Source organism: Curtobacterium sp. 1310, assembly GCF_017834105.1.
Lineage (GTDB): Bacteria > Actinomycetota > Actinomycetes > Actinomycetales > Microbacteriaceae > Curtobacterium.
In genome coordinates this window covers 135,452-151,874 of sequence record NZ_JAFICY010000002.1, presented here as the reverse complement: position 1 = coordinate 151,874, position 16,423 = coordinate 135,452, and the positions used below count along the sequence as shown (strand labels likewise).

The 16,423-nt window shown below is 72.9% G+C and carries 15 protein-coding genes; 12 read left to right on the top strand and 3 right to left on the bottom strand.

Translation table 11 applies throughout. The annotated features are described in order from the left end of the window. The first annotated feature begins 39 nt into the window (after nt 1–39). Genes JOD95_RS04865 through JOD95_RS04855 form a run of 3 tightly spaced genes read left to right on the top strand, consistent with a single transcriptional unit; the run spans nt 40 to nt 2,410 of the window. Nucleotides 40–1,125: a type III polyketide synthase gene (locus JOD95_RS04865; protein ID WP_066652945.1), complete on the top strand. Its 1,086-nt coding sequence runs from the start codon at nt 40–42 to the stop codon at nt 1,123–1,125. After that, on the top strand, nt 1,122–1,868 hold the full coding sequence (locus JOD95_RS04860; RefSeq protein WP_268746770.1) for a methyltransferase domain-containing protein: 747 nt from the start codon (nt 1,122–1,124) through the stop codon (nt 1,866–1,868). The genes JOD95_RS04865 and JOD95_RS04860 overlap by 4 nt, the downstream gene beginning before the upstream one ends. Nucleotides 1,869–1,903: 35 nt before the next feature. After that, a complete protein-coding gene (locus JOD95_RS04855) occupies nt 1,904–2,410 on the top strand; it encodes a hypothetical protein (protein ID WP_066652955.1) in 507 nt (168 codons plus the stop codon). Nucleotides 2,411–2,449: 39 nt separating this feature from the next. Here the strand turns inward: JOD95_RS04855 and JOD95_RS04850 are convergent, their stop codons facing one another. Continuing rightward, nucleotides 2,450–3,502 (bottom strand): zinc-dependent alcohol dehydrogenase family protein, encoded by a 1,053-nt coding sequence (locus JOD95_RS04850; protein ID WP_066652958.1) that lies wholly within the window; start codon nt 3,500–3,502, stop codon nt 2,450–2,452. Nucleotides 3,503–3,597: 95 nt separating this feature from the next. Here JOD95_RS04850 and JOD95_RS04845 point away from each other — a divergent pair, with 95 nt between their 5' ends. The 8 genes from JOD95_RS04845 (at nt 3,598) to JOD95_RS16855 (ending at nt 12,571) form a co-directional block, all read left to right on the top strand. Next, nucleotides 3,598–4,530, top strand: coding sequence for a DUF3097 domain-containing protein (locus tag JOD95_RS04845; protein WP_066652969.1), 933 nt, complete (start codon nt 3,598–3,600; stop codon nt 4,528–4,530). Between the two features lie 685 nt (nt 4,531–5,215). Continuing rightward, on the top strand, nt 5,216–5,869 hold the full coding sequence (locus JOD95_RS04840) for a spermidine/putrescine ABC transporter substrate-binding protein (RefSeq protein WP_066652971.1): 654 nt from the start codon (nt 5,216–5,218) through the stop codon (nt 5,867–5,869). Between the two features lie 124 nt (nt 5,870–5,993). Further along, entirely contained in the window at nt 5,994–6,395 is a 402-nt protein-coding gene (locus JOD95_RS04835) for a DUF3054 domain-containing protein (RefSeq protein ID WP_209683558.1), read from the top strand. A gap of 221 nt (nt 6,396–6,616) precedes the next feature. After that, nucleotides 6,617–7,528: a hypothetical protein gene (locus tag JOD95_RS16225; protein WP_245171574.1), complete on the top strand. Its 912-nt coding sequence runs from the start codon at nt 6,617–6,619 to the stop codon at nt 7,526–7,528. A 59-nt stretch (nt 7,529–7,587) separates the two neighbouring features. Beyond that, nucleotides 7,588–8,664: an ATP-binding cassette domain-containing protein gene (locus JOD95_RS04825; RefSeq protein ID WP_081984714.1), complete on the top strand. Its 1,077-nt coding sequence runs from the start codon at nt 7,588–7,590 to the stop codon at nt 8,662–8,664. Next, nucleotides 8,661–9,506: an ABC transporter permease gene (locus tag JOD95_RS04820; RefSeq protein ID WP_066652975.1), complete on the top strand. Its 846-nt coding sequence runs from the start codon at nt 8,661–8,663 to the stop codon at nt 9,504–9,506. The genes JOD95_RS04825 and JOD95_RS04820 overlap by 4 nt, the downstream gene beginning before the upstream one ends. A gap of 66 nt (nt 9,507–9,572) precedes the next feature. After that, nucleotides 9,573–11,558, top strand: a complete 1,986-nt coding sequence (locus tag JOD95_RS04815) for an amino acid transporter (protein WP_209683555.1) — start codon at nt 9,573–9,575, stop codon at nt 11,556–11,558. A gap of 32 nt (nt 11,559–11,590) precedes the next feature. Continuing rightward, a complete protein-coding gene (locus tag JOD95_RS16855) occupies nt 11,591–12,571 on the top strand; it encodes an EamA family transporter (protein WP_209683552.1) in 981 nt (326 codons plus the stop codon). Here JOD95_RS16855 and JOD95_RS04805 read toward each other — a convergent pair. Then, nucleotides 12,558–14,240 (bottom strand): long-chain-fatty-acid--CoA ligase, encoded by a 1,683-nt coding sequence (locus JOD95_RS04805; protein ID WP_209683549.1) that lies wholly within the window; start codon nt 14,238–14,240, stop codon nt 12,558–12,560. The genes JOD95_RS16855 and JOD95_RS04805 overlap by 14 nt on opposite strands. A 59-nt stretch (nt 14,241–14,299) precedes the next feature. Between JOD95_RS04805 and JOD95_RS04800 the strand changes: the two genes are divergently transcribed. Then, entirely contained in the window at nt 14,300–15,229 is a 930-nt protein-coding gene (locus JOD95_RS04800) for an oxygenase MpaB family protein (RefSeq protein ID WP_066652984.1), read from the top strand. Between the two features lie 100 nt (nt 15,230–15,329). Here the strand turns inward: JOD95_RS04800 and JOD95_RS04795 are convergent, their stop codons facing one another. After that, nucleotides 15,330–16,313 (bottom strand): aldo/keto reductase, encoded by a 984-nt coding sequence (locus tag JOD95_RS04795; RefSeq protein WP_209683547.1) that lies wholly within the window; start codon nt 16,311–16,313, stop codon nt 15,330–15,332. Nucleotides 16,314–16,423 lie beyond the last annotated feature (110 nt).

Genomic DNA, 16,423 nt, shown 5'->3' with positions numbered 1-16,423 from the left:
ACCTGGGGACGTGTCAGCGACCCGGTGACAGGATGGGTCGTGACCGCAACGATCCGCGCCATCGGGACCGCCGTCCCCGACACCACCCTCGACCAGGGTTCGGTGCGTGACCTGTTCGCCGGGCAGCCCGGCCTCGGCCGCCTCGGCGCACGGATCGTGCCCGCGGCGTTCGACGCATCCGCCGTGGAGCACCGGCACACGGTGATCGAGGAGCTCGACGCCTCGCGGCCCGGCGGCCTCTTCCGACAGGACTCCGGAACGCTCGTCTCACCGTCCACCGGCACACGCAACGACCGCTACCGGGACCTCGCTCCGGCGCTCTTCGTCGCGGCCGCCCGTGACGCCGTCGAGCGCGCCGGGGTGGCACCGGACCACGTCACCCACCTGGTGACCGTCTCGTGCACGGGGTTCACGCAGCCCGGACCGGACATCGACGTCGTCGACCAGCTCGGACTGCCCGCCGGGGTGTTCCGACACCACATCGGCTTCATGGGGTGCTGCGCCGCCTTCCCGGCGCTGCGGATCGCGGCGGCCTTCGCCGAGGCGGACCCCGACGCGGTCGTGCTCGTCGTCTGCGCGGAACTCTGCACCCTGCACGTCCGCGCGTCGGACGACCCGGACCAGATCGTCGCGAACAGCGTCTTCGGCGACGGCGCGGCGGCAGCGGTCGTCGCGGCGGGCGGGCCGGGCCTGCGCATCGAGCGGTTCGCGACGGCGACGGTGCCCGAGGGTGCGTCCGAGATGGCGTGGAACATCGGTGACGAGGGCTTCGAGATGGTGCTCTCCACCGCCGTCCCGAAGCTCGTCGGTGTGCACGTGCCGGCTGCCGTCACCGCGCTGCTCGGCGAGGGCGAGACCTTCGCCGACGTGCCGGTGTGGGCGGTGCACCCCGGTGGACGGGCGATCCTGGACCGGGCGCAGGACGCCCTCGAGCTGCCCGACGGCGCGGTCGCGTCGAGCCGCGCCGTGCTCCGCGACCACGGCAACATGTCGAGCGCGACGGTGCTCTTCGTGCTCCGCGACGCCGTCGAGCAGGGCCTCGCGCCCGGATCGCCGGTCGCGGCCGTCGCGTTCGGTCCCGGGCTGACGGTGGAGAGCGCGAGGCTCACGGCGGTCGAGGCGTGACGGACCGGCCACGGACCGTGCGCGGCACGGACGGCGGACGTGAGCCCGGCGCCCGAGCGGTCGACCTCCGACAGCGGGACACGGTCCTGCAGGAGCTGATGGACGACCCCGGGTGCGACCCGCGGGTGCTCGACCGGACGTTCCGGCGGTTCGCCGTGGTGAACGCGCTGGTCAGCGGGTGGCGGGCGGTCTGGCGGACGCACGTCGTCCCCGCGCTGCCACCGAGCGGTCGTGCGCGGGTGCTCGACCTCGGCTGCGGTGGCGGCGACCTGGCACGCTCGCTCGTGCGGTGGGCGGGCAGTGACGGGCTCTCGCTCGAGGTCGTCGGGGTCGACCCGGACGACCGCGCCATCGCTGCAGCCCGACGATCGACAGCGCGCGGGGTGACCTTCCGGCAGGCGTCGAGCACGGACCTCGTCGCCGCGGGGGAGCGGTTCGACGTCGTCGTGTCGAACCACGTGCTGCACCACCTGGACGACGACGCCCGAGCGGCCTTCCTGTCGGACTCCGAGCAGCTGGCCACCGGTCGGAGCCTCCACTCGGACATCCGTCGGTCGCGGCAGGCCTACCGCGCGTACGCGCTGGCATCCCCGCTCGTGTCCGCCGGGACGTTCGTCCGGGTGGACGGGCTCCGCTCCATCCGCCGGTCGTTCACCGTGCCGGAGCTGCAGGAGGCGCTCCCCGCGGGGTGGAGGGCCGAGCGGGCGGCGCCGCACCGTGTGCTCGCGGTCCGCGACGCGTAACGCTCGCGAAACAGCCGCTGCGGGACGCTCGACCCGTGACTCCCTCGCTGTTCCGCCGCGCTGCGCGCGACGCCGTCCTGCTGACCTCGATCATCGCGGCGTCGGCCGCACTGACCGCGTGTGCGGGCACTGCCCCTCCGCCGGACGATCGCGCGACCGCCGGGGCCGGTGAACGGTGGTCCGCCTGCATGCGCGGGAAGGGCTACGACGTCGAGGACGTCACCGACCGTCAGGCCGAGTCCGGTCTGTCGAAGGTACCCTCGGGAGCCGACGAAGCGGCGTTCTCGGAGGCAGCGGGAGCCTGCTCGACGGCAGTGGGGATCCCGCGTGCGGACGAGGCGCAGCTGCGGGAGTGGGATCGCCAGTACGAGGCCGCGGACGCCTGCATCCGCGAGCGCGGCTACCCGGACTTCCCCGGACAGCACGGCAGCGGCCGGTTCGACCGTGAGGACGAGCCGGAGTTCACGGAGGTGGCATCGGCGTGCCTCCGGGAGTTCGCGCCGGACGTCCAGCAGATCACGGTCCCGCCGCCCGGCGACTGAGCACCGAGCGGCGGGACCGGACCTGCGACGCGGCCGGTGCTACGGACGCAGCAGCACCTTGATCGCGCGCCGCTCGTCCATCGCCGCGTACGCCTCGGCGGCCTGGTCGAGGGGCAGCTCGAGGTCGAACACCCGGCCCGGCTCGATCGTCCGCGAGAGCACGTCGGGCAGCAGCTCCTCGATGTACGCGCGGGCGGGGGCCATCCCGCCACCCACGGTGATGTTCTTCGCGAACAGGAAGGGCATCGGCAGCTCGGGTGCACCCGCGGGGACCCCGACGTAGCCGACGTTGCCGCCGGGGCGGACGACCCGCAGCGCCTGGTCCATGCTCTCCGCCGTACCGACGGCCTCGAGGGCGCAGTCGGCGAGCTCCCCGCCGAGCAGTTCGCGCACGGCGGCGATGCCCTCCTCGCCGCGGGTCTCGACGACGTCGGTCGCCCCGAACTCCCGCGCCAGTGCCTGGCGGTCCGCGTGCCGGCTCATCGCGATGATGCGCTCGGCGCCCAGGCGCGCGGCGGCGAGCACCGCGGACAGGCCGACCGCGCCGTCGCCGACGACCACGACGGTCTTCCCCGGGCCGACCTCGGCCGACACGGCGGCGTGGTGTCCCGTCGAGAAGACGTCGGAGAGCGTGAGGAGCGACGGCACGAGGTCGTCGTCCACCGGGCCCGGGACCTTCACGAGCGTCGCCGCGGCGTCGGGCACCCGGACGTACTCCGACTGGGCGCCGCCGATGGGGTGGCCGTACGCGTCGGTCGTGCCGCCGAAGATCGAGCTGTGCTCGCAGCCGCTCGTCATGCCGTGCGTGCACGCCTGGCAGGTGCCGTCGTTCGTCGTGAACGGCGCGATGACGAAGTCGCCGGCGGACAGGCCCGTGACGTCGGCGCCGACGGACTCGACGACGCCCACGAACTCGTGTCCGATGGTGTGGGCCTGCTCGGTCCCGCGGACGCCGCGGTACGGCCAGAGGTCCGATCCGCAGACGCAGGACGCGGTCACCTTGACGACGGCGTCGGTGGGCTCGATGAGGACGGGGGTGTCGCGCTCCTCGACGCGGATGTCGCGAGGGGCGTGGATGACGGTTGCGCGCACGGTGTGGCCTTCCGATCGGGGGTGGACGCGGCGCGTACCGTGACGCGCCAGGGTGCCGGCGCCGTTGCGGGACCCGTCGACACTACGCTTCCCGGGTGGACGACGACCGGTACGGCAGTGACGTGCTCTCGGGCGACTGGCGCTCGAAGGGCGTCAAGAAGGTGCGGCAGGTGCCGCTCGAACGCGACATGGTGCTCGAGGACCCCGACTCCGGGTGGGCGGGCGCCGTCGTCGGGCTCGAGGCGGGCAACGTCGCCCTGGAGGACTGGAAGGGTCGCACCCGCGCCTTCCCCTTCACCGGGCAGTTCCTGCTCGAGGGCGAACTCGTCACCCTCGGTCGTCCGCAGGCGCCGGTCGGTCGTTCCGCCGCGGCTGCACCCCCGGCTCGCGCCGCCGGTGCGGACGGGAGGCCCGGGACCGCGGCCGCCGTGCGGCACACGACCGACGGTGGTCGCCTCCGGACCGCGTCGGGTTCGTTCGCCGTCGAGCAGCAGCGGGCACGAGTGGCGCTGCCCTCGCGGATCATGGTCGAGGGCAGGCACGACGCCGAGCTCGTGGAGAAGGTCTGGGGCGCCGACCTCCGTGTCGAGGGCGTCGTCGTCGAGTACCTGGAGGGCGTCGACAACCTGGCCGACGTGCTCGACGAGTTCCGGCCCACCCGAGAGCGTCGCGTCGGGGTGCTCGTCGACCACCTCGTCCCGGGGTCGAAGGAGTCCCGGTTCGCCGACGCCGTGATGCGCGGGAAGTGGGGCGCGCACGTCCTCGTCGTCGGGCACCCGTTCGTCGACGTCTGGCAGTCGGTGAAGCCGGCGCGCCTCGGGCTCGAGGCGTGGCCGACGATCCCGCGCTCGATCGAGTGGAAGAAGGGCATCCTGCAGCACCTCGGGTGGCCCGCGGCGGAGCAGGCCGACGTCGCCCGTGCATGGCAGCGGATCCTCGGGCAGGTCCGGACCTTCAACGACCTGGAGCCACAGCTGCTCGGGCGCGTCGAGGAGCTCATCGACTTCGTGACCGAGCCGCGGGCCTGAGCACGGCACCACCCGGGGCCGGATCGACCGAGGCGGGGCCGACCCGCGCCTCCCGTCCGTCCCGTTCGCCGAGCGGGCGGAACCGGCGGGGGCGGACCACCCCTGCTGCCGTTCCTTCCCGCTCGCCGGCGCCCGCGTCCGGCGGCCATCGCGAGCGGGCGGATCGCGTACTCCCGCGCCCGGTCCGGTCGCCGGTTCCTTCCCGCTCGCCGGCCCCCGCGTCCGGCGACCATCGCGAGCGGGCGGATCGCGTACTCCCGCGCCCGGTCCGGTCGCCGGTTCCGCCCGTTCGCCGGCCCCCGCGTCCGGCGGCCATCGCGAGCGGGCGGAACGCGTACTCCCGCGCCCGGTCCGGTCGCCGGTCCCGCCCGCTCGCGCGACGTGTCCGCTCGCGCGTCCGGTACCGAGCGCGAGAGGGCGGAACGCGCAGGTCCGCGCAGGGCTGCTCGGCCGTTCCGCCCGCTCGCCGGGTGGTGCCGGACGCTCACCCGAGCGGGCGGAACTCGCACCTGCGCGACCGGTCCGGCAGGCGTTTCCGCCCGCTCGCGGCACACCTGGCCGCTCGCCGCACCGCGCCGGGCCGACGAGGGGGCGGAACGTGCGGGCCGCTCGGCGAGCGCGGCGCGTTTCCGCCCGCTCGGGCGCGCTCCGGGGGCAACCGCGCCGCGCGGCCTACTGTTGAGGGATGGACGGCATCGACGGTCGCGTGCGGAGCGCGGTCGACGTGTGGTTGCGCTGGCTGCCGCGCTGGCAGATCGGGACCGCCCGCCCGCGGACGCGGATCTGCCGGAAGTGCACCGGTTCTCCGATCGCCTCGGCAGCGGGCTTCGGCCCGGACGTGCCGCACGCCGTCCAGCACGCGTTGATCGGTCGGATCTCGACCATCGTCGAGGACGCCGTCGACGAGTACACCGCGAAGAACCTCCCGCTGCTGCACCGTGAGCTCGAACGGGCCGCCGCGCGGAAGCGGCACGCGGGCTACCAGCCGACCGAGGGCCTGTCGCCGGAGTTCCAGGGACTCGACGTGGACCCGGAGCCGTCGCCCGGGGAGCCGTTCCTGTTCACCCTCGACGAGATGACCGGCACGGGGGCGGGGGAACAGACGCCGCGCGAACCGCTGTCCGACGAGGCGAAGGCCGCACTGCGGCACGAGATCGCCCTGTCCGACGAGTGTGCGCGCGCCACGGGGACGGCCGTGTGCCTGGCCCTCGTCGAGCACCGTCCGCGGATCGCCGAGGCCGTCGAACGCCTGGTCGAACCGCAGATCGCGGCGCTCGTGTCCGACATGTTCCGCGGGTTCGACCTGCCGGAGGAGAACGGTCGCCCCGGGCTGTTCTGAGCGCGGGCCCCGGCAGGACTGGGTCACGACGGGCAGGGCAACGACGGCGCAGGGTCACGACGGGGTGGGTGCGACGACCGGGCGGGGGTCACGAGCAGCGCTCCGACCGCGCGAGAATGGTCGGGTGACTCGCACCTGGGGCTGGCTCGCAGCCGTCGTCGACATCGTCCTCATCGTCGCCTTCGCGCTCATCGGGCGGTCCTCCCACGCCGAGGCCTCGTCGCTCACCGGACTGTGGACGACGGCGTACCCGTTCCTGGCCGGCTGGCTCGTCGGGTACCTGGTCGTGCGCGGTTGGCGGCGTCCGCTCAGGGTGTGGCCGACCGGTGTGGTGGTGTGGGTGGCGACGGTCGCGATCGGGATGCTGCTCCGCGTGCTGACCGGGCAGGGCGACGTCGCGGGGGATCCGCTGCCCCTGTCGTTCGTCATCGTCGCGACGATCTCGCTCGCGGTCTTCCTGCTGGGGTGGCGGCTGCTCGTCGGGCTCGTCCTCCGCACCGGGCGGCGGGGTCGCGGGCGCGCCTGAGCAGTCGCCGGCGCTCGTGGCCGTGGCGGGAGCCCCGTCCTCGTCGCCCGCCCGGGTGCCGCCGACGCGCGCTCCACGGCCGGGTCGACGGCGCTCGGCGCGCGCTGACACCGCTCTCGGCCAGTTCTGTGCGGTCGCACAGTCAGCGGTCGCCGGCGCTCCCTAGGGTGGCACCGACGGACCCTCCCGACCGGGGCGGACCGCACCGAAGGAGCAACGACATGGGATTCCTCGACCGACTGCTCGGCCGTCCCGAGCGCGACCGCGACCAGCAGGGCGGGTGGGGCCAGCCGCAGCAGCAGCCGCAGCAGCAGCAGCAGGGCTACCGGTACGGACAGCAGTCGTACCAGGTGCCGCCCGTCCAGCAGGGACAGCAGGACGGCGACCAGCAGTACGGAACCCCGCAGTACGGGACCCAGCAGGGCCAGCAGTACGGCGGCCAGCAGTACGGGACCCCGCAGTGGGGCGGTCCCGCTCAGCCCAGCGGACAGCAGTACGGCGGACAGCAGTACGGCGGACAGCAGCCGGGCGGACCGCAGGGTGCGGCGTCCACCGACGACGAGCGCGCCGTCGAGCGCTACCGCTACCTGCTCCGCACGGCGCCGCCGGAGCGCATCGAGGAGGTCCACGCCGAGGCCTTCGCGACCCTGACGCCCGAGCAGCGTCGGATGGTCTACGACGAGTTCACCCGCAGCGCCCCGGACGGCGAGGCCCCCCGCGGGGACGACCCGCGGTCCCTCGCCCAGGCGGCGACCCGCTCGGAGATCCGGCAGCCCGGCTTCATGGAGCGCTCGCTCGGCGGCATGAACGGCGGCGCGGGAGCGATGGGCCAGCGCGGTGGTCCGTCGTTCGGCCGGATGATCGGCGCCTCGATCCTCGGCACGGTCGCCGGGTACGTCATCGGCTCGGCGATCATGAGCGCCTTCCTGCCCGACGCCGGATCGTTCGACGGCGGTACCGATGCTGCGGGCGACGGCGGTTCGGAGGACACTGGTGCCGACTCCGGTGACGGCGGGGCGTCCGATGCGGGCGCGTCCGACGGCGGCGGGTACGAGAACGCGGGCTGGGACGACGGCGGCGGAGACTTCGGCGGCGGCGGCTTCGGCGACTTCGGTGGTGACTTCGACGTCTGAGTGACGTCGTCGCTCCCTCCGACCCCACACCACACCGACGTGGCCGACGAGGGAGCGACATGGCCATCATCGAAGCCTCCGGGCTGACCAAGACCTACCGATCGCGCTCGGGTCCGGTGCACGCGCTGGCCGGGCTCGACCTGTCCGTCCCGGAGGGCACCGTCACGGCGCTGCTCGGTCCGAACGGCGCGGGCAAGACCACCACCGTGAAGGTCCTCACGACGCTCGTCACCCCGGATTCCGGCCGGGCGACGATCGACGGCGTCGACGTGGTCGCCGATCCGCAGGCCACCCGGCGGTCCATCGGTGTCTCGGGGCAGTACGCCGCGGTCGACGAGAACCTCACCGGGGCCGAGAACCTCGAGATGATCGGCCGGCTGTACCACCTCGGTCGACGGGCAGCGCGGCAGCGGGCGCGCGAACTCATCGAGGTGTTCGACCTGTCCGAGGCCGGAGACCGACCCGTGAAGGGCTTCTCCGGCGGCATGCGTCGGCGCATCGACCTCGCCGGTGCGCTCGTCACGAACCCGCGCGTGCTGTTCCTCGACGAGCCGACCACCGGACTGGACCCCCGGAGTCGCCTGGCCCTCTGGGCGATCATCGAGGGCCTGGTCGGCGACGGCGCCACCGTGCTGCTCACGACGCAGTACCTCGAGGAGGCCGACCAGCTCGCCGACGACATCGCCGTGATCGACGACGGACGGGTGATCGCCGAGGGCACCGCCGACCAGCTCAAGGCGCAGGTCGGTGGACACCGTGTGGTGGTCACCCTGGTGGACGAGGACGACCGGGAGGCCGTGGTCACCGCCCTGCGCCGCCACGGCGTCGGGGACGTGGAGACGTCGGCCGACGGGCGCACCTCCGGCATCGCGGTCGAGGCCGGACCGCAGGCGCTCCAGCGGGTCCTCGCGGACCTGGGCGAGGCGGGCATCCGGCTGCACGACGCCGGCATGCGACGCCCGACGCTGGACGACGTCTTCCTGCGCCTCACGGGACACGCCGCCACGGCGGACGAGGAGGACGCGCCGGACGGTGGCGGCGGGGCGGGCGCGGGACGTTCCTCCCGGCCGGGGCGACGCGACACGGTGGGAGCCACGGGGGAGACGAACGACAGCACCCCGGAGCGTGTCCGGTGACCGCCGTCGGCGCGTCGCGGCAGCAGCTGCCGGTGGTCGTGACCTCGCCCGTCGCGATCTGGTTCGAGGACGGCTGGACCGTCACGCGACGGAACCTGACGAAGATCAAGCGGTCCCCGGACATGCTCGTCTTCGCGGTGCTGCAGCCGATCATGTTCGTGCTGCTCTTCAGCCAGGTCTACGGCGGGGCGATCCAGGTGCGGGGGACCGACTACACGCAGTTCCTGATGGCGGGGATCTTCGCGCAGACCGTCGTGTTCGGGGCGACCTTCTCGGGGTCGGCGATGGCGCAGGACCTCAAGGAGGGCCTGATCGACCGCTTCCGGACCCTGCCGATGTCGGCGTCGGCGGTGCTCGTCGGGCGCACGAACTCGGACCTGGTGCTCAACGCGATCTCGATGGTGATCATGATGCTGACCGGGCTGGCGGTCGGGTGGCGGGTCGGGTCCGCACCGCACGAGTTCCTCGCCGGGGTCGGGCTGCTCCTGCTCTTCAGCTACGCGTTCAGCTGGGTGATGGCGCTGCTCGGAATGAGCGTCCGGACGCCGGAGGTCATCAACAACGCGTCCTTCATGGTGCTGTTCCCGCTGACGTTCATCTCGAACGCCTTCGTGCCGAGCGAGACGATGCCGCTCGTGCTGCGGGTGTTCGCCGAGTGGAACCCCGTGTCGTCGCTCGTGCAGGCCGCACGGGAGCTGTTCGGCAACGTCGGCACGGCTCCCGTCCCCGACGTCTGGACGATGCAGCACCCGGTCGTGACGGTGCTGATCGGGATCGTGGTGCTGCTCGTGGTGTTCGTGCCGCTGTCGGTGCGGAAGTACACCAGGATCAGCGCGGGCTGAGGCGCCGTCCACAGACCCGGTCGTGGGGTGCCCGAGGGTCGTCGGGACCGCTTACCATCGACTCTCGTGACCGCGACCGAAGCCGAGCGTGCCGCCCAGGGCGGCGCCACCGGGCGACCCTCCGACCGCAGCGTGCGGCTGCGCCGCTGGATGCTGCACGGAGCCGACCAGGGTGCCTCGCACCAGGGCCCTCACCAGGTCGAGGTCGAGAAGACCCACTCGTGGTGGCGGGTCATGTGCCTGACCGGGGTCGACTACTTCTCGACGCTCGGATACCAGCCCGCCATCGCGGCGCTCGCCGCCGGGCTGCTGTCGCCCATCGCGACGATCGTGCTCGTGCTCGTGACCCTGTTCGGCGCCCTGCCCGTGTACCGACGGGTCGCGTCGGACAGCTTCAAGGGTGCCGGCTCGATCATGATGCTCGAGAAGCTGCTGCCGTGGTGGGCCGGGAAGCTCTTCGTGCTCGTGCTGCTCGGGTTCGCCGTGACCGACTTCATGATCACGATGACGCTCTCGGCCGCCGACGCCACCGCGCACATCGCCGAGAACCCCTTCACGCCGCACTGGTTCACCGAGATCCCGGTGCCGATCACGCTCGTGCTGCTGCTCCTGCTCGGCGTCGTGTTCCTCCGCGGGTTCAAGGAGGCCATCGGCATCGCCGTCGGGCTCGTCGCGGTGTTCCTCCTGCTCAACGCGGTCGTCGTCGTCGTGGCGCTGTGGCACGTGTTCGAGCGTCCCGTCGTCGCGAGCGACTGGTGGTCGAACCTCACCGCGCAGCACAGCAACCCGCTCGTGATGATCGGGATCGCGCTGGTCGTGTTCCCGAAGCTGGCGCTCGGCCTCTCCGGCTTCGAGACGGGCGTGGCGGTGATGCCGCAGGTGCGCGGCGGGGCCGGTGACGACCCGGACGGCCGCCCCGAGGGACGGATCCGCGGCACGAAGCGCCTGCTGACGACCGCCGCGATCATCATGAGCACGTTCCTCATCACGTCCTCGATCGCCACGACCTTCCTCATCCCGCAGCAGGAGTTCCAGCCGGGCGGCGGCGCGAACGGTCGCGCCCTGGCGTTCCTGGCGCACGAGTACCTCGGCAACGTCTTCGGGTCGGTCTACGACGTGTCGACGGTGGCGATCCTGTGGTTCGCGGGCGCGAGCGCGATGGCCGGTCTGCTCAACCTCGTGCCGCGCTTCCTGCCCCGCTACGGCATGGCGCCGCAGTGGGCGCGTGCGACCCGGCCGCTCGTGATCATCTTCACGCTCATCGCCTTCGCGATCACGATCATCTTCGAGGCGAACGTCGACGCGCAGGGCGGCGCCTACGCCACGGGTGTCCTCGTGCTCATCACCAGCGCGGCCGTCGCGGTGACGCTGTCGGCTCGGCGGCGGCAGCAGAAGAAGCGGACGATCGGCTTCGGGGTCATCGCGGTGGTGTTCGTCTACACCACGGTCGCGAACGTCATCGAACGTCCGGACGGTGTCCGCATCGCCGCGGTCTTCATCATCGCCATCGTCGTCGTGTCGCTGGTGTCCCGTGTGCGGCGGTCGTTCGAGCTCCGGGCGTCGTCGATCGAGCTGGACGCGACCGCCCGGCAGTTCATCGAGGCCGACGCCGACCAGTTCAGCTCCGTCTGCATCATCGCCAACGAGCCAGGCGCCGGGACCGCCGAGGCCTACCGGTCGAAGGGGCGCGAGGAACGCCGCGACTCGGGCATCCCCGCGCGCGTGCCGACGATGTTCCTCGAGGTGCTGCCAGCCGACTCGTCCGACTTCGAGGAGGACCTGGTCGTCGAGGGACACGTCGTGCAGGGCCACCGTGTCCTGCGCGTCCGGTCCGGCAACGTGCCGAACACCATCGCGTCGACGCTGCTCGCCGTGCGGGACATCGCCGGCGTCGTGCCGAGCATCTACTTCGAGTGGAACGAGGGCAGTCCGATCCAGAACGCCCTGCGCTTCGTGTTCACCGGGGTCGGCGACGTCGCCCCGGTGACGCGCGAGGTCCTGCGCGAGGCGGAGCCGGACGTGCACCGGCGGCCGACCGTCCACGTGTCGTGACCGACCCGGCGGCGGCCGACGGTCCACGTGTCGTGACCGACCCGGCGGCGGTGGGTCGTGCCTCCCGTCCGGTGGGCGGCCCCGTGGCGGTCCTCGTCGCCGCCGCCGTGTGGGGGACGACGGGGACCGCGACCCACTTCGCGCCCGGCGTTCCCGCGTTCGTCTTCGGTGCGGTCACGTTCGGTCTCGGCGGGCTCGTCCTCGCCGCGACGACGGGTCGCTCCGCGCTGCGCGCGGTCGTCCGACCCGGTGCACGGAGCTGGGTGCTGCTCGGCGCGGTCTCGCTCGTCGTGTACGCGGTCGCGTTCTACGCAGCGCTCGCGGACGCGGGGGTCGCGCTCGGCACGACGGTGGCCATCGGGTCGTCGCCGCTCTTCGCGGGCATCGTGGAGTGGGCGGCGGACGGGAGGCGCGTCACCGGTCGCTGGGTCGTCGCCACCCTGGTGAGCGTGGTCGGCATGGTCGTCGTGACGCTCGCCAGGTCGGCGGCGCCGGGCGACGGGTCCCTGCTGCTCGGGCTCGGCAGCGCACTGCTCGCCGGACTGACGTACGCCACCTACTCGTGGGCGGTCGCGCGGGGGATGCACGCGGCGACCCGGCCGGCCCCGGTGCCGCCGGCACTGCCGACCGCCGTGTCGGGCAGTGCGGCCGGTGCCGGCGGGCGCGGGGTGGTCGGCGCCGTGTTCGGGCTGGCTGCCGTCCCGCTCGTCGTGCTCGCGGCGGTCGCGGGACGTGACGCGCTCGTCGTCGGGACGAACTGGCCCGTGTTCGTGTACCTCGCGCTCGTGCCGACGGTGCTCGGACACTCGCTGTACGCGGTCGGGCTGCGGCGGGTCAGCGCCTCGGTCGCGACACTGCTGTCGCTGTTCGAGCCCGTGGTCGCCGCGGTGCTCGCCGTGCTCGTGGTCGGCGAACACCTCGGCGGTGCCGGGTGGCTCGGGATCGCGCTCGTCGTCGCCGGCCTCGCGCTGCTCGCGGTCCCGCGACGGAGCGGCCCGCCTACTTCGCGGTGATCTGGTCCCGCACCTTGCGGCGGAGCACCTTGCCGATCATCGAGCGCGGCAGGTCCTCCACCACGACGATGCGCCGCGGCACCTTGTAGGCCGCGAGCTGCTCGCGCGACCACGCACGGAGCGCCTCGGCGTCGAACGACGCCCGGTCCTTCGGCACGACCGCCGCGACGACCTGCTCGTTGCCGCCCTGCGTGATGCCGACGACGGCGACCTCGCGCACGCTGGGGTGCTTGAGCAGGGCGTCCTCGACCTCGGACGGCGAGACGTTGAAGCCGCCGGTGATGATGAGCTCCTTGAGCCGGTCGACGATGCTGACGAAGCCGTCCGCGTCGATCGACACGACGTCACCGGTGCGGAACCAGCCGTCGGGCGTGAAGACCTCGTCGGTGGCCTCGGCCTTGCCCCAGTAGCCGCGGAACACCTGCGGGCCCCTGACCTGCAGCTCGCCGGCCTCGCCCGTGCCGAGCACCTTCGTCTGGTCGTCCGGGTCGACCACGCGGGCCTCGGTGGACGACAGCGGCAGTCCGATCGCGCCGAGGCGACGCTCCGGGGAGACCGGGTTCGCCATGAGGACGGGGGAGCACTCGGACAGGCCGTAGCCCTCGACGAGGTAGCCGCCCGTCCGGGCCTCCCACGGCTCGACGACGCTCTGCGACAACGGCATGGCGCCCGAGATGCCGATCTCGATGCCCTGCAGCGACACCTTCGCCGAGTCCGCCGCGTGCTGCAGTCGGGTGTAGATCGGCGGCACGGCCGGCAGGAACGTCGGCGGGTGCTTCTTCATCGCCTTGAGGACGAGTGCCGGGTCGAACGCCGGGAAGAGCACCAGCCGCGAGGCCATGCTCATCGCGAAGGTCAGGCACAGCGTCAGGCCGTAGGCGTGGAACATCGGCAGCACCGCGTACACCGTGTTGTCGCCCCGGCGGATCGTCGGGACCCACGCCCGTGCCTGCGCGGCGTTGGCGAGCAGGTTCCGGTGGCTCAGCACCGCACCCTTCGGCACCCCGGTGGTGCCGGACGTGTACTGGATGAGCGCGACGTCGGTGGTGGCCGGGCGCGGGTGACGCTTCGACAGCTTGCGCGTCGAGACGAGGTCGTCCCACTTCGTCGTGCCACGCACGCTCGTGGTGAGCTTCGCGCGCGACTCGCGGGCCTTGGCCACCGGCAGCGACAGGGCGATGCGGGTCGCACGGGGCATCGCGCGCGTCAGGTCGACGGAGACGATCGCGTCGAGGCGCAGGTCCGCGGGGAAGTCCTGGAGCGTGGAGACGGACTTGTCCCACGCGATCGCGACCTTCGCGCCGTGGTCCTCGAACTGGTGCCGGAGCTCGCGCGCCGTGTAGAGCGGGTTGTGCTCGACGACGATCGCCCCGAGCCGGAGCACCGCGTAGAACGCCACCACGTGCTGCGGGCAGTTCGGCAGCACGATCGCCACCCGGTCGCCGGCGCCGACGCCGAGCTTCCGCAGGCCGTTCGCGGCCCGCAGGATCTGCTCCTGCAGGTCGGCGTACGACGTCGTCCTGCCGAAGAACTCGAGCGCCACCTTCCCCGGGAAGCGGTCCGCGGACTGCTCCACGATGTCGGAGAGCGAGCCCGTGGGCTCGTCGATGTCGTGCGGGACCCCCGGGGCGTACGAGGCAAGCCAGGGACGAGGCGTGTCGATGCTCACCCGGCCAACCTACCGGCGGAGCCGTGCTCGTTGTCAGGGGCACGACGGACGATGGGTGCATGGCTTCCGTGTCCGACGCGTTCCGCTCCCGCCTCAACGACACCTTCACCAACGGCGCGACCGAGCGTCCCGCCTGGATCGACGAGCTCGAACAGGGCTCCGACGCGGGCTTCTTCGGCCCGGGCTCCGCGACCTGGGCCGTGCACGGCGGCAACCACACCGTGCTCGCGGGGGTCCGGGCGCTGCTCGTGCAGGCGCTGCACCCGGGGGCCCTCGCCGGGGTGGCCGACCACTCGCGCTACCGCGAGGACCCGTTCGGCCGCCTCGCCGGCACCATCCGGTGGATCTACACGGTCTCGCACGGCGACACGCAGCAGGCCACGCACGCCAGCCAGTGGGTGCGGAAGCTCCACGAGCGGGTGGTCGGCGAGTACGTGGACGGCCACGGCGTGACGAAGCCGTACGCCGCGAACGACCCCGACCTGGCGCGGTGGGTGCACCTCGCCTTCACCGATGCCTTCCTGCGGAGCGCCCAGGTGTGGGGCAAGCCCATCCCGGGTGGTGCCGACGCCTACGTGCGCGAGTGGGCGGTCGCCGGGCGACTGATGGGGGTGGAGGACGCTCCGGAGTCGGACGCCGAACTCCGAGCACAGATGAACGGGTACCTCGACCGCGGCGAGCTCAAGGCCGACGCCCGGACGCACGACGTGGTCCGGTTCATCAAGGACCCCCCGCTCGCCAGGCTCCTCCGACCGGGCTACCGGGCGTTGTTCGACGGAGCGGTCGCGTCGCTCGACCCGCGACACCGGTCGATGCTCGCGCTGCGGACGCCCGGGGTCGGGCCCGTGCAGCTGCCGGTGCGGCAGGTCGCCGGCGTGGTGCTCGACGGCATCGGCGCGGTGCTGGGGACGACCCCGGGCACCGAGCGCGCGGCGCTCGTCCGGATCGCCCGGTTGGAGCAGGAGTCGCGTCAGGACGCGACCGCCTGAGCGGTGCGCCGTCCGTGCGGCGTTCCCGGACTGACTGACCTGACGGACGGGAGGCGCGGTGCCACCTGGCACCGCGCCTCCCGTCCGTCGTCGGGTCGCGTCAGAAACCGGACGGCACCCGCGGGGTGTAGGCGGACTCGAGTCGCGACACCTCATCGGGCGTCAGCTCCATCGCGGCCGCCGCCACCGCGTCGTCGATGTGGTGCTCCTTCGTCGCGCCGATGATCGGCGCGGTGACGGCGGGCTTGCCGGCCACCCACGCCAGGGCGACCTGCGCCATGCTCGCGCCGCGGGCCTCGGCGACCTGCTGGACCGCGTCGACGACGGCACGGTTCGCGTCCTCGTCCTGGCGGTACAGCGTCTTGCCGAACTCGTCCGTGTCCGAGCGGCTGCCCGAACCCTGGGCGTCCCACGGGCGGGTCACCTTGCCGCGGGCCAGTGGGCTCCACGGGATGACGCCGACGCCGGTCGCCTGCGCGAACGGGTGCATCTCGCGCTCCTCCTCACGCTCGAGGAGGTTGTACTGGTCCTGCATGCTGACGAACTTCGTCCACCCGTGCAGCTCGGCGGTGTGCTGCATCTGCGCGAACTGCCACGCCCACATGCTGCTCGCGCCGATGTAGCGCGCCTTGCCGGCCTTGACGACGTCGTGGAGCGCCTCCATGGTCTCCTCGATCGGCGTGTGCGGGTCGAACCGGTGGATCTGGTACAGGTCCACGTAGTCCGTGCCGAGCCGGGTCAGCGAGGCGTCGATCTCGTGCATGATCGCGGCTCGGGAGAGCCCGGCGCCGTTCGGACCGGGGCGCATGCGGTTGAAGACCTTGGTGAAGACCTGGACCTCCTCCCGCGGGGCGATCTCCTTGAGGAGCTGCCCGGTGATCTCCTCGCTCGAGCCGGCCGAGTAGACGTTGGCGGTGTCGAACGAGGTGATGCCGGCCTCGTAGGCACGGCGGACGAACGGGCGGGCGTCGTCGATGTCGACGCTCCACGGGTGGGCACCCTGGTCCGGCTTGCCGTAGGACATCATGCCGAGGACGATGCGGCTGATCTCGAGGCCCGTGCGCCCGAGGCGGGTCGTGCGCACCGAGGACCCGGCGGCGTCGGGGGCGTCGGTCGAGGCGGTGGTTCCGGCGGTTCCGGGGGTTCCGGTCGTTCCGGGGGTTGCGGTCTCTTCGGCGGCTCCGTGGCGTCCGT